Raw genomic sequence first — 15,915 nt, 5'->3', positions numbered from 1 at the left:
TTTTTTTGAAAGTTTGTTTTGATTTGATTGCGTGAGGCATGCGGAGGGTGGGCGTTAGCCCAGTGCGTAGCGAAGCGTAGCACCGAAGCGTGAGCGTAGCCCGCAGCACGCCGACCTTGCCCACACAAGCGCAAGCGAAGTGTGGGCAAGGGCACGCCCAAAAAAATAAAAGAAATAAAAATATGAGAAGCGTTTTTATCTCAAAGACAAACCTTGCTCGGACTATCTTGCCCTTTTTGTTTTTGCAATAACCTTAAACCAAGAATACAAAAATAAACCTTGCTCACCCAAACGGTAAAGCAAGGTCTGAAAGGAGGTAATAGTGGCATTAAGCAAGAGCTAAAATGAAGCAAAGTACCAATCCGAAGAGAGCAACTCCTTCTACCAGAGCAGCCATTAGGATCATGTTGCTTCGGATAGAACCTACTTCACTAGGTTGGCGGGCAATAGCTTCCATTGCTCTACCTCCTACACCTCCGATTCCAATGCCTGCACCGACGGCGGCTAAGCCCGCGCCCAATCCTGCACCCAAAGGTGCAAAATTAGCGGCTTCCAACAGCAGATTTAAGATAACTGATAACATATAGAATTGAAGATTAAAGGCAGCTTAATGGTGAGCTTCTTCATGATGGTGTTCAGCTATAGCATCTCCGATATACATGCAAGTAAGCATGGTAAATACCGCAGCTTGTAAAAAGCCCACTAAAAGTTCAAGAAAATCAACAAAAAGCACGAATGCCGTAGCTACCACAGACGTACCTAGCCCTGCTAACAATCCACCTTTTGCTCCAAACATGAAAATCAGACCAATTAAAGCTAAAATCATAACATGCCCCGCAGTGATATTAGCAAAAAGTCGTATCAAAAGTGTGATAGGTTTAGAAATAAAGCCAATCAATTCTACAATAATCATCAAGGGGCGCAAAGCTAATGGAATACCAGGCATCCAAAGAAGATGCATCCAATAGTCTTTTTTGGAAAAGAAAAGGACCAAAATAAGAGTTAAAGAAGCTAATGCACTAGTAGTGGCAATATTTCCCATAATGTTAGGTCCTGCGGGTAGCATTCCTATAAGGTTAGAGAGCCATATAAAAAAGAAAACCGTAAGCATATAAGGCAGAAATTTCTTGTAATGTTTTTCGCCAATGTTAGGTTTTACAATTTCATCACGCACTAAAATGATAATAGGTTCAATGAGAGATTGTAAGCCCTTAGGCGCTTGTCCTTCACGGCGCTTATATGCTTTTGCCACAGAAGTCATTATCCAAGTAAGCAAAAGCATAACAATTAGCATAGAAAATACATTTTTAGTGATAGAAAAATCTAAAACAGGATTACCTGATGCTGTGAGCAATTTACCGTGGCGATGCGCATCAAGCTGCAAGCCCATTTCTTTTAGTTTATTTTCATCGTGAGTGTGTAGAAATATTTTTAAGCCTGTTTCACTACTATAAATAATACGAGGTAGAGGTAGAGTTACGTGTGTGTGCCCCCACTGGACAATATCATACTCATAATTGTCCAAAATGTGGTGCATAATCATTTCTTTCATGGCGTTTTCTTTTTTAGGTTCTTGATCTGCAAAAGCAGTATATGCAAATAGCCCTATTAAAACAAGAAGTAAAAACGTTTTTAGTCGCATACTTCAAACGGCTCGCAAGTTAGAATAAAGTCTAACAAAAAACAAATTGCTTGCTTTATTTTTTCAAAGGAAGTTGAAATGGAAAACGGCAAAAGAATTAAATAATAATTCGCCCCTCAAATACTTTCATAGCAGGACCTATTAAATTGATGCTTCCATCTTTCAAAAACTGAACTATAAGCATCCCTCCAAGGGTTTTGACAATAATTTCTTCAAGATTTTGTTTGCTTAATTCTAAAAAACACAAGGCAGATGCTACTACACCTGTGCCACAAGATAAAGTTTCATTTTCTACACCTCTTTCATAGGTACGAACGTAAATTTTATCTTTATCTAAAAACTGTACAAAATTTACGTTTGTACCATGTGGCTGATAAGCTTGACTATATCTAATTTTTTTACCCTGTCCTACTACATCATAATTTTCCACATCGGTAACAAATTGAACATAGTGCGGCGAACCTGTGTCAACAAAAAAGGTAACTTCGTTATGTAATTGTTGAATAGGAGGTTTTTGAGTTAGCAAGGTAAGTTCTATAAAATCATTGGACAAAATTCTAAATGAATATGTCGTACCTGCATGCACAAAACTGCCACTATCTTCCACTAAACCTAACTTTTTCGCAAAAACAATTGCACATCTTGCTCCGTTAGCGCACATTGTGCCTAACTTACCATCTGCATTGTAATAAATCATCTCAAAGTTTGCTTTTTCATGCTGGCGAACTAAAATTACTCCATCTGCACCTATGCCAAATTTTCTATGACAAAGGGTTTTGAATAACTCTTCTGTATCTTCAAAATCTTTTCGTTCTCTGTTATCAATTAAGATAAAGTCATTTCCTGTACCTTGAAACTTACTGAAAGAAATGTCGTTTAGCGCTTTTAACATGGCTTCAAAAATACATATTTTTGTGCTTGCTTCAATATGATGAGTTCAGTGTTAAAGTTTGTAGGAATATTTTTGCTGAGCATGGTACAATATAAGTTAGCTATGTTGAGTGTGATAGCCGTGAAAGAGTGGTCTATTTTACTTCAATTTGCATGTGTGAGTTCAGGATATATGACAATGACAATTTTAGTATGTTTTTTTGAAAAGCAAGTCAGATATATTGTACAGCGGGTAAGAAGACTTTTCACCTCTAAACCTGTTCCTTTTAGAAGAAGACGAAAAATGGTCATTTTTGCGCACAAATATGGGGTATGGGGCATAGCACTGCTTAGTCCTATAAGCATTGGGGCGCTGGCGGGTAGTATTCTTGCAGTGTCCCTAGGGGGGCGTCAAAAGCAAATAATTATATCTTTTGCTACGGGCTGCTTAATATGGACATTGCTGTTTTTAGGTTTATGGGACTTTTTTAAGCGAGTCCTGTGGGTTTAGTATTTGACAGCAATACCTAACATAAAGTGGCGAGGTTGTAAATAACGGGCAGGGTTGTCAGGAGGGAGTTTTTGTCCAATCGTTGCATCAATAGGGCTGGAGAAACGTGGGTCGCGCTGACTGTATAGTACATCATCGCCAGGTTCCCAAGCACGCCCTGTAACCGGATTAACATCAGCAACGTTCTTGAAATTGAGAATGTTCGTAATCTCTAAACTCAACACAATTTGTGTTTTTTGGACATCCCACCAATGTTGCAAATTCATATCTATCCATTTCCAAGCAGGACCTATTTTGGAATAGCGTTTATTTGGGTCAGGATCAAACTCGTAGATAGGTCGCCCTGCTGCATCTACACCTGTTTGAATAGCAGGCGTATAACGCTGCCCTGAACGATACACGGCTTCAAAATACAACTTCGTTTTATCCAACCACTTTTGCCCAAATAAACCTTGTCCGTTGTTCAGAGTAAAAGTAACATTTGCTTTCAAGTCTAATGGGCGGTCAAAAGCCAAAGGTAATTCCTTAGTGCTGTTACGCGTTCCACCTTGTAAAATTTCTGCCAATACTTCATTAGAAGAAGAACTTTGTCCCGTAGTTAAGGAATATGAGCCACCAATTTGTCCACTGAACCACTTTTTGTAACGTTTGATATAGGTAACCTCTATTCCACGCGTGCGGGCATAATCCGAATTGATGCTAATAGTACGTGTAACTTCTCTGCCTGTGATATCTTTCATGATGATACTGGTAGAAGTAACAAAGTCATATCTGTCTTTGAAAAATACAGCGGTCATTAAAGCATCATTTGAAGTAATTTGAGTGTTTAGCCCTAACTCATACGAAATAGTAACTTCGGGATTTAAGTTAGGATTACCTAACTTACCTAGTGGGGATTGGTCTTGATAGTTTGGATTTAATCCTGCATAAATAAAGCTTGGGTGGGGCTGAATCATGTTATGACCGTAGTTAAAGTACAGAACTTGATTGGGGCGTATAGGAAAGGATGCACTCAATTTTGGAAGTAAGCGGGCTTTTGCTCTTGCCCCAAAAACTTTGGTCGTTTCTTTTCTGTATTGCTCACGAATTTCATCTCGTATAGGACTAATCGGATTTTCTACGGCATCATCTACAAATTTACCTACCCACCAATACTCAAATCTTAAACCAACGTTAGCAATTAAACCTTTGTATTTAATTTGGTCATTGACAAATAGAGAACCTTTAGCAGGGCGTACTTTCCACACATCCGAAGCATCGCCTAAACGAAAAGACTGCGAATACTGTCCATTTCCTAAATCAATCGGGGCGCCTATCCATGGACGAATAATATCTATCCATTGATATTCAATCATTTTGTTTTCAAATCCTGCTTGAAATTTATTAAAGCTGTTTTTAGAATAAATGGTCAAAATGCCTTTGGTAGCATACTCTTCGGCATAGTGGTCGTGCCACAAGGTAGCAATTCCTCCATTATTGATTAACCCTGGCGCAGGATTGACAAAAGCCGTATCACTGCCAGGATTGTAGTATAAAACAGGAAATGTAACAATACTATTCGGATCTAGCTCTTCGTTAACGGTTTTAGGTCGCCAATCTCTGCCGTTTGCGTCAGCTCTTAAATCTACAAACAAACGAGACACTGTCAAAGTATAATTTACTCTATTACCTACGGTGTGGTTCCAGTTGGCTGCAATCAAGCTAGATTGGTGAGTATATACATTTGCATTATCCATTTGTAGTTGAAAAGGGAATTGATACCCAGGCGCAAAGCCCACATCGGAGTTGGTAACTATGCGCAGCATATTTCTATCTTGATTGACATTGATAGAGCGCATATAAGTAAAAGCCAATCGCTGCCGAGGATTGATATCGTAGTTGAGCTTAGCCAGGGCGTTCCAACGATTGTTGTTGTAGGGTGTCCAAAAGGTATTTTTGTTCAAAGTGGAAGAGTAAATTTGCTTAGCGGGATTCTTGAAATATTCGTCGCTGAAAGTAGCTTTTGTTGAAATTTGGTAACGTATTTTATGGGGAAATTTAATGTTCCATTTGGGAAGAAGTTTTTCGGTAATCAAATCGGGACCGCCAAAGCTCAATTCATACACAGATTGATTAAATACACTTTGCCAGTCTTTGTAAGCAGAGTTCCAAAAATTATCTCTTTTATGTGCTGCAAAGAGTTCGAATTTATCTCCGCCTGATTTAGTTTTTACATTCACTGTGCCTGCCGTAGCATCGCCAAATTCAGCGCTTGCACCAGAAGTATTGACGTCAATTGAAGAGATAGCATTTCCGCCTAAGTCTAGCCCAAAACCAGTGCCTGCTAATGGATCTTGAGCATTTACGCCATCTACGTAATAGCCTGTTTCATTTGTGCGTCCCCCGCGTATATGTACGCCTACGTTGGACATTATAACCCCTGTTTGAGTAGCAAGTATATTTTCTAATTTTCTATCTGTACCGTTTCTAATCAAATCTTCGTCAATCGTAATCGTAGATGCAGAGCGTTCGGTATCTACCAAAGGTTTTTCACCTATAACTTCCACCACATCCAGTTGGTAAGCATTAGGATTGAGTACAATATTTTGTACAGTTACTTCGCCTTTCTTTACTTTGATGCCTGTAATTAACACATCTGCATAGCCAATAAACTTTACTTCTATTGTGTATTCACCTGGCTTGATATCAATTTCGTATTTGCCCTCTATATCGGTTTGGACAACGATGGGCGTGTTTTTTACCAAAATATTGACCATTGGAATGGCTTCATTGGTTTCTTTGTCTATTACTTTGCCCGTGATTTTGCCGTTTTGAGCAAAAAACTGTGCTACTAAACAAAAAGAGAAAACAAGGTACAAAATGCAACTTTTCATACCAAGTTGAGATTTTTTATCCACAAAGGTACGAGTTGGTTCATAATTTTGATTTTTGCGTAAAAAATTTAATCTTTTATTAACACGGCATAACAGAGTTAGATTACAGCAACTTCTTGACAACAAATGTACTGTATTTTAGTTATTTTATTTTTTTGGGCGTGCCCTTGTGGGCTTTCGCCCACAAGGTCGGCGTGCTACGGGCTACGCTTTCGCTTCGGTGCTGCGCTTCGCTTCGCACCGTGCTGACGCACGCCCTCCGCATGCCTCACGCAATAGATCTCTGAAACAAACGTTTTTCTCTTTCTTATGCAAAGTTTTAGCTTGTAAGCACTTGTACTTCAAGCTCAAACAAGGTAAAGATATAATTGCTCATGTTGTCTGCGTGAGGGGCATGGAGCATGCCGTTAGGCAGTACGAAGCGCAGCGAAGTACCGAAGCGAAGCGCAGTGCGGAATGCCCCGACCCTTGCGCAGCAAGGGGCACGCCCAAAAAATGAAATTTATTTTATCAAAAAAGTCCACTTCTATTTTGCAGAATTTGAATAGAATTTCATTACTTTGCTAAAAGAAACGTAATTAGACCAAATAGTGTTTTTTAGACAAACTAAAACTATGGACTTCAATCTCGGAGAAATTACTGTACCACGAACTTTTCATCAACTAGGGATATTGATATTGGACGGTAGCGGTTCAATGGCAGCACAGACCACAGGAAAAATATCCAAAGCCGATGCGGTCAATATGGCTGTGAGAGAGCTGCTTACACGCTTACAAGTGAGTAAAAACAAAAAGAACTTTTCTATCGCAGTAGTTACCTACGATCATCAAGCTCAAATACGCACGCCTGTAACACCCGTTGAAGAGATAGATGATAATGCAGACTACAATCCCATGAATGGACACGGCGGAGGTACAGATATCGGTGCAGGTATTTTACAAGGCTATCAAATAGCACAACAGTTTTTGTCTAATGTCAAAGAAGGTGATGTTCCGCACAGTGTTGTAATGGTAGTAATGACCGATGGCGAATGTCAAAAACCTGATAGTACTCGCGAAATTGCAGCAATGGTTAAGCAAAATCCAAATATTACTATATGTACCACTCTTTTTGCAACGATTGGCGAACCTAATCCGAACGCACAAGCCTTAATGCAAGAAATAGCCAGCAGCCCCGCACAATACAAAACCGTGTATGATGCAGAATCTCTACGCAAGTTCTTTATTGCATCCGTTTCATCAGGAAAAAATGTGAATATTCAGTAAGCTTTTACGAGCTAACCACAATGGCAGCAGTAAGGTTTATTACATAAAATCTGTTTTGTTTTTGCAAATATTTTTTGGCGTGTCCTTGTGGACGTCCCGCTGCGATCATGCTCACAAGGTCGGCGTACTACGGGCTACGTACGGAATGCCCCGACCCTTGCGTCAGCAAGGGGCACGCCAAAAAAACAAAATTATTTCTTAATCTATCATAGAACACATAATTGTAAGATACCGCAAATTTCTACGTGGTACAAAACGTTTTTGATAGCTCAACCTACCTTCGAAATACGACTATTTAGTCCAAAAATCAATTATGTCAAACATTCCGCTAGAGGAATTGTTTTGTGATACATCAGTAGATTGTTGAGTACTTTGCTGCGTTTTTTCATTTGTACAAGCAAGTGCCATACTTTTAATTTCGTTGCGTTCCATTGAGCTGTAATTTCTAACAGCTTTTCTAAATATAGGTAAAAGTATTTTGAAATGTTCTTCGGATAAAGTATCTATCCAAGCAGACAAAGTAGTCCATAATTGAGGGATATAAAGTAGTCTTCCTGGTGCATCTTGCAGCAAACCTTGCAACCACTGCCCTACAAAATGAACCTCGTTTGCTTGCGAAAGCGCTTTCTGAAATTCAGTCAAAAAAGAGTGCGGAATATTAGGATTAAACTCATTAAATTCTTCCCAATCTATGAACTGACGAAGTAAGCTACCTTGTAAAAACGGTGCCGTGTTATGTTGGTGAAGTACGTACCATAAAGCTTGTTTCCATTCCTCAAAGTAAGGTTGCCAATCAGGTTTTTTATCTTTTAGTAAAGAGAGATTTTGAGTAGTTTTGAGAATTATTTTGTCAATAGCTTGAGCTGCTTCGGGAGCAAGCTGCATGCACTTTAAGGGCAGACGGGCTGTGGCACGTTCCACTGTAAGTTTGAGTGTTTTATCTATGTTTTTTGTAGGTTGATATAACTTAAATGTATCAGCGTTAGTGTATTTTAGGATTAAGTCATCGTTAGTAATCAAAGAAAGCAAGTCTTCAATGTCTATGGGCTGCGTACAAAGCATATCTATTTGTGCTAATAAAGGTGCATAAGTACTTTTTGTAAAGTTCATTTCTATAGCCCAGTTGAGTAGATCACAAAGCTGACGCATATCTAAACACTGCTTAACCTTTTGGCTAAACAAGTAATGGCACGCTTTTTCAAGGCTGCTACCGAGATAGCTTTTTTCTTTTATAGCAATTTGGGAATCTAAATTCCATTGTAAAATCCAATTTCTTTTATAAGTTGAGTTGTAGGTATCATGCTCTAAGGTAGCAAATGGAAGTTCTAAAAAACTGACCTGCGATAAAAATATGTGCTTTTTTTGGGCTAAGTCTTCTCTAAGATCTAAAACAATCTCTATGGGTTCGGAAAGCGTGTCTAGATTCTTAAATTGCCTTCCAAAAAGTTTATTGAATTGTTTTCTGAAATCTTGTTCTAGTGCCGAAACGGGATATTCTTTTGGAACTTTTCCTACGTTTTCGCCGATGAAAATTTCTTTTTGATACTGTTTAATTGGGTGACTATCCCCCATGAACCAAATGCTTTCCATAGCATCTTGAATGTCCTGCAAAGAGGGCGTAGCTCTATTTCTAAACTGACATAAGTTTTGAGCAAAATAAGCAGCTTCTAATACCGATGCAGGAGGAATATCTACTTGTTTTTCACGAAGGATATGAGCTGCATGGCAAAAGAAATCAACAGCTGTTTTTTGTATTTGATTCTTTTGAATGTTGTTCCATAAAATTTGATACAAAACAGGAGATTGAACACCTGCACCATAGCCTGAGTGCAAAGTTAGGCGATCATTTGTCCAGGGTATCCATTGACTTTTTGCGTTGAATTTTGTTTTTCCTAAGGATTGAATAAGAGTTTTATCCTGCTTTTCTAAATTTTTGTCATTTTGGACATCTTCAACTTTTTTCAGTTCAGGTAGATGCCAAGCGCCACATACTACAACTATTTTTGCGTCAGGATGTTGTTTCTTTATATTTCGGATGTGCATGCGCATAATTGCTTCTCGAAAGGCATCAAAAGTTTGGGTATCACTGCGCATGTAGGTAACTGCTTGTTCAAAAAGGTTGCTTACATCCTCTGTATGGCTTTCACTATGGTGGTCTAAAAATTCATCAAAAGAGCTTGCCCCTGCGTAATACATCCAAGCGCTGAGATCATCTTTTTGGCTTTCAAGTAAATTATGAATATGATAGAGCTCAATTTCTTGCAGGTCCTTATCTTGTAACAAAAGTATATCTTCAAAGTTATGCTCTTTGTGTTGAAGTTGAGTTTCGTAGTAATGCCATTGCATACTTATGCTCATATCTATACATAAAATCTTTTTGTTGTTTTGACAAGCCCACTGCATAGCTTGCCATTCTGGAGAAAATTCAGCAAACGGATAAACTACATTTTTAGAGGTATCTTCTTCATAAAACAGCATACCTACTGGTGGAATGAGCTGACTAATCCATGCAAGTGGCTCACCGTTCAACTCTTCGGGTGCTTCAATTAAAACAAAATCAGGTTGTACTTTTTGCAAAGTTTTGAGCGTTCTGTACGCACTTCCAGGTCCGTGATGGCGTATTCCTACGTATTCTACCATATAAGACATACAAAAATAATAAATAAAGAACCACAGCTATGGCTGTGGTTCTTGGATACCTGGAATATTGAGCTATATTTTAGTAACACCAGCTGTGATGCTCTTCTACAATCAAATCTTGTTTAACTTGTTCAGCTTCTACTAAGTCTTTTGGAGAAATATCGGCTACATTGACAATAGTACCGCCGAACATACGCATTTCGAGAATTTCTTTTGTAGTTCTAAATTGAGCGTCATTACGAGGGTTTTTCCAAACAGTTTCATGCAAGATAGGCGCAAGTTCATCATAGCGGAATGCGCACAAAAGTTCGGGTTTCGCAGTTGGGTCATCAATAGATACTACGTAAATACATAGTACAAGTAAGTCATGAAAGAGTTTAGATTTATTTTTGTCAAAGATTCTATCTTCAATAATCTCCATGTAACCCAATTCCCCTACTTTTGCAAAAGTAATCCCCCCCATGCGTACTAAGATATCTTGTATTTCTTGATAACTGCTAATGGGTCTTTTCAAGTCTGGGTCAAGGTAAGCTGTTACACTTTTACTGATAATCGCGTCTTCAATAACTTTGAGCATGTTTGCTCTACCTTTATTGTCATAGAGAGGTCTATTCCATCCACCTTTGTTAGCTGCGGTTAGCTCGTAGGGTTTTACCATTGGCTTATTTATTTTTTCACCAAAGGTAATACGGGTAACTATTCTATGGCGGATAAAGTGGTCATCTACTCGGGGTACTTGGGGGAACACGTAAGGAATTTGAGGTCTTCCTCCATCTTGGTCTTGTGCAAATACGGAAAGTGCACTTACCAAAACTACCGCTAATACTACTACTTTTTTCATTCTCATATCATTCAAGTTTTATGTTGAGGAGACTTTGTTCAAATGTAATCTTTAATACAAAAGTAAATAAAGTTGTATAAAATTGCAAGTTTTTGAAAAAATATTTTTTTATGAATGTCCCTGCTCCGCAATATGCGGAGCAGGAATGAAGGTAGTTTTATTTTGTAGTCAAAATAATGGTTTTTTCGGCAAGGGAAAGTTCTATATTCTCGCGAGTTTGACATCCTTGTCTGTATAGGTCCTGTATTTCAAGGCTAATTTGAGAACCTGCGGGTAGGTTACTTGCTGCGTTATATAGTCCTACTTTTCCTCTTGAAAGAGGAGCAGGTGTTGAAGCTACCGCAGAGCTTCCTTTGTCTGTCCATGCACCGATACCTTGCTTAGTAGAGATTTTTACTTTGCTACAAGCATAACGAGCGTCTTTGGGTAAGAATTGAGCGAAGCTTTTGTCTGCTTCAATGAGTAGTTCAACTTGGTTGAGCTGCTGCTTATCAAGGGCAGTACCGGGTGCTATCTCTTTACCAAACAAAAGCCATTTGATAGTAGGCTTAGGTGGAGAAATAACTCCCCATTCTTGATCACCAATGTTAATTACTCCTGCGGGAGTATTGGATTTTACGTTTACAGTGGCTTTATTTCCACTAGGAATAATCGTTACTGCACCTACAGGTGTAGGACTTTGAATAAGTTTTGAGTTAGGTGAGCTAAATATAGGAGAGTAGTACTCACGTAGGGCAGGTACTTCAATAATTACTTCATTGCAGCAGTTTTTGTAAAGGTTATTTACCGATTGAGATCTAACAGAGATTGTAGGTTTTACAATAGTGTACTCGTCTTTGAATGTAAGAGAGGTTGGCAATCCTTTTGGGTCGATATATTCTACTGTACCACTGATACTACCTTTGCGTTCTCTTTCGTTAGGTCCAAAGTTCCCTTGTACGATAGTGGAGTATTTTCCTGCTCCTTTTTCAACTTTTAGTACGGAGCCACCTACTTTGAAAGTAGGGTTAAAGTTAGCAGAGGTTTGAGGAACAAGCACGATATCTGCTTCATATTTCATACCAGGCACAAGAACTTTGGCATTAGGTACTACTTTTACATCAAAGCCTACAACTTTTACTTCAACAGTAGTTTCACCAGCGAGTGGGGATACAAAATCTGCTTCAAGTTGCCATACATCATTTGCGATACGAGTTAGCTCAGCTACAGTGGTTGCTAAGGGGCTACCTTCAAAGTTCCAGTCTACCCAGTCTTTTTGCGCAGATTTTTGAAGTGCATTGAACTCGGACCTTGACATGCGGCCTGAATTAAGTTTTTCTTCAGGTGTTTCTGCCATAGGGTAAGCCATTCCTGTTTTTTTGTCAAAGCGCTCATCTTTTTTAGGAATAAGCGAGTAAAGGGGTACTTCAACTAGTTCTATATCTTTTTTATCTGCTGTAGCACGTATGTCTTTTACCTTGATACTATTCAAAAACTTTACGTAGTCATTGAGTTTTTGCTGCAACTTGTATCCCTCACCACTTTTACTATCCCCAGGACCTTTAAGGTAGTTGATAACTTTTTCGGTTTCTTTCAAGTTACCGTACTTTTTATCAGGATCTGCGTCTTCTTTGTTAGCCATAGCAGGATCGAAGCCGCATCTCATTTTTGCATTACGTTTGACCTCTTCTATGTAGTTTACAAGTTCTTCTGTTCTTTTGAATATTTGGTCTGCGGCTTCTTTTTTGCTCATTATGGATTGATACTGTAATGCGCGTTTTCTAACATTTATGTCTTTATCATCTGCTCGGGCATCTTTATCTGCAGCTACTTTTGCTGCAGCAGAGTCTATCGCCGCTCTTAGAGACTTGCTGCGCAATCTAAGCGCACTTTCAGTATCTTCCATACTTGCATTTATTAGTCGTACCTTCTCCAGAATAGTGTCGGAAATTTGTAACGCTAATAGAGCAGTCAATACTAGGTACATCATTCCGATCATCTTCTGGCGAGGCGTTTCTTTTGCTCCAGCCATTTTATCAAACTCCTTTCTTTTTTATTTATATGTTTTTCCAACGATAAATTAACCTCTAGCAGCATTACTCATTGAAGCTAGCATGCTACCGTATACATTGTTAAGTACGCTCATGTTACGAACCAGCTTAGCTACTTCGTTCTTATAAGCTTCGGTTTCGTCAGCAGCCCCAGTGAGCTGAGTCATTGCGGCAGAAATTTTACCATAGAATTCGTTCATGGTCTTGAGATGAGATTGAGCGTCTCTGACTTCTAACTCATATACAGAATTCAAAGCAGCTAAGTTTTGGGTTACTTTCTGAACCTGCTCATGATATGCTTTTGCATCTTTTACTGCGGAACCTAGCTCATTGATGGCACTCAAAGCAGTAGTATAGCTCTTGTTCATTTCTGCAATATTGCCCGCAGCTAGTTTCATATTAGTTGCATAACCATCGGATACTTCTTTAATCTTAGCTGTAGCAGCCTTTATCTCATCTGAAAATCCTTTGGCTGCAATAGTTACGTCTGTAACTTGGTTCAGTTTAGCCGTGTTTTCTTTCAAGGCCGCAAGTGAGCCATGCAGGCCCTCGAAGAATTCTTTAGATAAACGGGCATTGTCTAGCTCTTTTACAAAAGCATTTAGTTTCTTGCCTGCATCACCAGAGATAGGTTCAATCATGTTTAAGTCTATTTCTGCCTTCTCTTCAGTAGCTTTACCACCTGGACGTAGCTGAGGATAAACCTTTGACCAGTCCCAATCTTCATTAGGAATACCTAAGAAGGCAAAGCCTAAGAAGATGATTGCTTCGGTAATCATACCAACTTGAAGCATTGTACCTGCACCTGGCCAGTGCATAAGTTTGAACAACGCTCCCATGATTACGATGGATGCACCAATAGATGCCATTAGGTGCAAAACTAGGGCAGTGCCCGATATTTTTTTTCCAGCCATATTGATTTTATGATTTTATTGAATGGTTGAACAAAGAAGGTTATATTCGTTTTTTTAAGTTTTTACTTAGTTGAAGAAAAGAACTAGTATGTTACAGTAGTACGACCGTATAGTGAGCGACCCAACTGTGAAGTTACACAACGGAATCCTATGAAAGACTTTGCCGTATCTGCAAACTCATAACTGCGTGTACCTACACTTAGGAAATAAGCTATATCTTTCCATGAACCTCCACGAATAACTTTGCGTGCTTCTTTTTCATTCTTGTATATAGGATTGTGGTCATGAGTTAATTGGTAAGCTGTTTCGTGGAATCCATCTTCACACCATTCGGACACATTACCTGCTACGTTGTAAATGCCATATTCATTAGGGAAATATGCATCTACATTGCAAGTGTATTCAAAGTAGTCATCTACATAGTTTCCGCGGTTAGGCTTAAAGTTAGCCAAGAAACATCCTTTTTCGTTACGAAGATAAGGTTGAACCCAAGGATAAAGCTTGTGATCTAACCCTCCACGAGCTGCATACTCCCACTCCGCTTCGGTAGGAAGACGGAAACGAGGTATAGGTGCCCTATCTCTAGACCTTCTATATGCATTATAGTGAATAGTTCTCCAATTACAAAATACTTTTGCAGCGTACCAATTTACACCTACCACAGGATATTCATCGTATGCAGGATGCCAAAAATAGTTCTCTACCATTGGATCGTGAAAAGCATAAGAAAAGTCTCTCTCCCAGCAAGTAGTATCGGGGTAACAGTTAATCTCTTTTGTACCGAGTTCTTTCTCATCTTCTTTAATAGGCTTGTAAACATAACCCTGAAATCTGCCCATAAATTCAGGGTAAGTAGTCTTATACTTGTAGATAACGATTGAGTCTTGTGAGTTCTGAGCTAATTCAGACATTTTATCCCCTAAACCTGATGCATCGGGATCGCCCGCACCATGATGTAAAAGTTGAATAAACTGTCTATACTCGTTATTAGTGATTTCAGTGTCATCCATATAAAAACTACTTACGGTTACTTGTCTTGCCATAGCTATTAAGCTACTGGGTACATCTTGCTCATTATTTCCCATGTGGAATTGCCCCCCCAGCACTAACACTGTACCGTATGGAGTTGGGTCATCCCAGTCGGGTCTATCCAAAATACCAGTTAATTCCCCACGATTTCGGTACTTCGTTAGCCCCCCACCGCAACCCCAAAACCATAAGGTCAAGGCTAAGGCTGATCCTATGATGATTATTCTCCTCATACGCTCTATTTCAATTTATGTTTTGACCTAATTTATGACTTAAATTATGATTTACAAAAGTGATAAACTTTGCACAATTTTCCAAACAAAATATTGAACTTTATATCGTTTGCACAACTAACACAATTTTGCTGACCTACCTCAACTTATACCTATGCAAATTTATACATAATTTTTCATTCAGTCAAATTTTTTGTACCATTTTTTTTATACATCTTTCAAAAAGTGTCTGATTATCAAGGAATTAAAAATTGCATAACTATGCAAAAAAATAATAAAAAATTCAATGCACAAGCAGAGTTAAAAATCGTATTTTTACTTTCTATGAAGCTCCGCTTAGTTATTTTTGACCTAGATGGTACTCTCTACAATTCAACCAAATCTCATGAACTTGCAATGAAAAACTTATTCAAACACTACAAAGCTCAAAGAAAACCGAGCCGCAAAGAAATTTATGCTATGGTCGGCGAACCGCCCGATAGCTTCTTAAAATGGATAAAAACCTTTGGCATAGAAAACGATGGAAAACAAATTTTGAGAACCCTGGGACAGCTAGAAATTGAAGCCGTCAAACAAGTAGGTAAGTTATACCCCAACGTGATGGAAACGCTAACTTGGCTAAAAACACATTACTTTAAAATAGCCTTATGCACTAACGCACCTGTAAACTATTGGCAAACAGTGCTAGGACATTTCAATCTTTTAGATTATTTTGACGACGTTCACTCCCCTACGGACAAAAACCACACTAAAACTTTCATGGTCAAGTCTATTATTCAAAAGTATACTAATTTGTACGCCCAAGTAGCGGCTTATATGGTCGGTGATAGAAAGCACGATATTATAGCAGCTAAGGAAAACCAGATACCAGCAGTTGGAGCGTTGTATGGCTTTGGTAAAGAAGAAGTTAAAGGTCTAGCAGATTATCTCATTTCGGACTTACTTGAACTACAAGTGATTGTTTCTAATTCCTGACAATAGTTTTTTATTTTATTTTTTTGGGCGTGCCCCTTGCTGACGCAAGGGTCGGGGCATTCCGCACTGCGCTTCGCTTCGGTGCTTCGCTA

General features: G+C 38.9%; 14 protein-coding genes. 5 read left to right on the top strand and 9 right to left on the bottom strand.

Features of this window, described 5'->3' with window-relative positions:
• Positions 1–328: 328 nt before the first annotated feature.
• The 3 genes from atpE to dapF form a co-directional block, all read right to left on the bottom strand.
• Positions 329–583, bottom strand: a complete 255-nt coding sequence (gene atpE / locus NZ519_05390) for an ATP synthase F0 subunit C (protein ID MCS7028181.1) — start codon at positions 581–583, stop codon at positions 329–331.
• A 24-nt stretch (positions 584–607) separates the two neighbouring features.
• Positions 608–1,642, bottom strand: a complete 1,035-nt coding sequence (gene atpB, locus NZ519_05385; GenBank protein ID MCS7028180.1) for a F0F1 ATP synthase subunit A — start codon at positions 1,640–1,642, stop codon at positions 608–610.
• 97 nt (positions 1,643–1,739) lie between these two features.
• Positions 1,740–2,534, bottom strand: a complete 795-nt coding sequence (dapF, locus tag NZ519_05380; GenBank protein MCS7028179.1) for a diaminopimelate epimerase — start codon at positions 2,532–2,534, stop codon at positions 1,740–1,742.
• A gap of 81 nt (positions 2,535–2,615) precedes the next feature.
• Between dapF and NZ519_05375 the strand changes: the two genes are divergently transcribed.
• The gene (locus NZ519_05375; protein MCS7028178.1) at positions 2,616–3,023 is read left to right on the top strand and encodes a small multi-drug export protein; all 408 of its coding nucleotides are present in this window, start codon (positions 2,616–2,618) and stop codon (positions 3,021–3,023) included.
• Here the strand turns inward: NZ519_05375 and NZ519_05370 are convergent.
• Positions 3,020–5,881 carry a TonB-dependent receptor gene (locus NZ519_05370; GenBank protein ID MCS7028177.1) on the bottom strand — a complete coding sequence of 954 codons (2,862 nt, stop codon included), beginning with the start codon at positions 5,879–5,881 and terminating at the stop codon, positions 3,020–3,022. The two genes, NZ519_05375 and NZ519_05370, sit on opposite strands and share 4 nt — an antisense overlap.
• A 184-nt stretch (positions 5,882–6,065) precedes the next feature.
• Between NZ519_05370 and NZ519_05365 the strand changes: the two genes are divergently transcribed.
• The 3 genes from NZ519_05365 to NZ519_05355 all read left to right on the top strand — a co-directional run bounded on the left by NZ519_05365 (position 6,066) and on the right by NZ519_05355 (position 7,509).
• The gene (locus NZ519_05365; GenBank protein ID MCS7028176.1) at positions 6,066–6,395 is read left to right on the top strand and encodes a hypothetical protein; all 330 of its coding nucleotides are present in this window, start codon (positions 6,066–6,068) and stop codon (positions 6,393–6,395) included.
• Between the two features lie 115 nt (positions 6,396–6,510).
• Positions 6,511–7,161 carry a VWA domain-containing protein gene (locus NZ519_05360; protein ID MCS7028175.1) on the top strand — a complete coding sequence of 217 codons (651 nt, stop codon included), beginning with the start codon at positions 6,511–6,513 and terminating at the stop codon, positions 7,159–7,161.
• 87 nt (positions 7,162–7,248) lie between these two features.
• The gene (locus NZ519_05355; protein MCS7028174.1) at positions 7,249–7,509 is read left to right on the top strand and encodes a hypothetical protein; all 261 of its coding nucleotides are present in this window, start codon (positions 7,249–7,251) and stop codon (positions 7,507–7,509) included.
• Here NZ519_05355 and NZ519_05350 read toward each other — a convergent pair.
• The 5 genes from NZ519_05350 to NZ519_05330 all read right to left on the bottom strand — a co-directional run bounded on the left by NZ519_05350 (position 7,453) and on the right by NZ519_05330 (position 14,848).
• Positions 7,453–9,801: a DUF5682 family protein gene (locus tag NZ519_05350; GenBank protein MCS7028173.1), complete on the bottom strand. Its 2,349-nt coding sequence runs from the start codon at positions 9,799–9,801 to the stop codon at positions 7,453–7,455. The genes NZ519_05355 and NZ519_05350 overlap by 57 nt on opposite strands.
• Positions 9,802–9,880: 79 nt before the next feature.
• Entirely contained in the window at positions 9,881–10,648 is a 768-nt protein-coding gene (locus tag NZ519_05345; GenBank protein MCS7028172.1) for a hypothetical protein, read from the bottom strand.
• Positions 10,649–10,799: 151 nt separating this feature from the next.
• Positions 10,800–12,653 (bottom strand): hypothetical protein, encoded by a 1,854-nt coding sequence (locus NZ519_05340; protein ID MCS7028171.1) that lies wholly within the window; start codon positions 12,651–12,653, stop codon positions 10,800–10,802.
• A 48-nt stretch (positions 12,654–12,701) separates the two neighbouring features.
• Complete coding sequence (gldL, locus tag NZ519_05335) at positions 12,702–13,541, bottom strand: gliding motility protein GldL (protein MCS7028170.1); 840 nt, start codon at positions 13,539–13,541, stop codon at positions 12,702–12,704.
• Between the two features lie 128 nt (positions 13,542–13,669).
• On the bottom strand, positions 13,670–14,848 hold the full coding sequence (locus tag NZ519_05330) for an SUMF1/EgtB/PvdO family nonheme iron enzyme (protein MCS7028169.1): 1,179 nt from the start codon (positions 14,846–14,848) through the stop codon (positions 13,670–13,672).
• A 261-nt stretch (positions 14,849–15,109) separates the two neighbouring features.
• Between NZ519_05330 and NZ519_05325 the strand changes: the two genes are divergently transcribed.
• Positions 15,110–15,823, top strand: a complete 714-nt coding sequence (locus tag NZ519_05325) for an HAD family hydrolase (protein MCS7028168.1) — start codon at positions 15,110–15,112, stop codon at positions 15,821–15,823.
• Positions 15,824–15,915: the final 92 nt, after the last annotated feature.

It is taken from the genome of Bacteroidia bacterium, assembly GCA_025056095.1.
Lineage (GTDB): Bacteria > Bacteroidota > Bacteroidia > JANWVE01 > JANWVE01 > JANWVE01.
This window is presented reverse-complemented; position numbering and strand designations above follow the sequence as displayed.

Bases quoted from the DNA above. Each gene is read 5' to 3' on its own strand.
- atpE (MCS7028181.1), bottom strand. From the start codon at position 583: ATGTTATCAGTTATCTTAAATCTGCTGTTGGAAGCCGCTAATTTTGCA.
- atpB (MCS7028180.1), bottom strand. From the start codon at position 1,642: ATGCGACTAAAAACGTTTTTACTTCTTGTTTTAATAGGGCTATTTGCA.
- dapF (MCS7028179.1), bottom strand. From the start codon at position 2,534: ATGTTAAAAGCGCTAAACGACATTTCTTTCAGTAAGTTTCAAGGTACA.
- NZ519_05375 (MCS7028178.1), top strand. From the start codon at position 2,616: ATGGTACAATATAAGTTAGCTATGTTGAGTGTGATAGCCGTGAAAGAG.
- NZ519_05360 (MCS7028175.1), top strand. From the start codon at position 6,511: ATGGACTTCAATCTCGGAGAAATTACTGTACCACGAACTTTTCATCAA.
- NZ519_05350 (MCS7028173.1), bottom strand. From the start codon at position 9,801: ATGGTAGAATACGTAGGAATACGCCATCACGGACCTGGAAGTGCGTAC.
- NZ519_05345 (MCS7028172.1), bottom strand. From the start codon at position 10,648: ATGAGAATGAAAAAAGTAGTAGTATTAGCGGTAGTTTTGGTAAGTGCA.
- NZ519_05340 (MCS7028171.1), bottom strand. From the start codon at position 12,653: ATGGCTGGAGCAAAAGAAACGCCTCGCCAGAAGATGATCGGAATGATG.
- gldL (MCS7028170.1), bottom strand. From the start codon at position 13,541: ATGGCATCTATTGGTGCATCCATCGTAATCATGGGAGCGTTGTTCAAA.
- NZ519_05330 (MCS7028169.1), bottom strand. From the start codon at position 14,848: ATGAGGAGAATAATCATCATAGGATCAGCCTTAGCCTTGACCTTATGG.
- NZ519_05325 (MCS7028168.1), top strand. From the start codon at position 15,110: ATGCAAAAAAATAATAAAAAATTCAATGCACAAGCAGAGTTAAAAATC.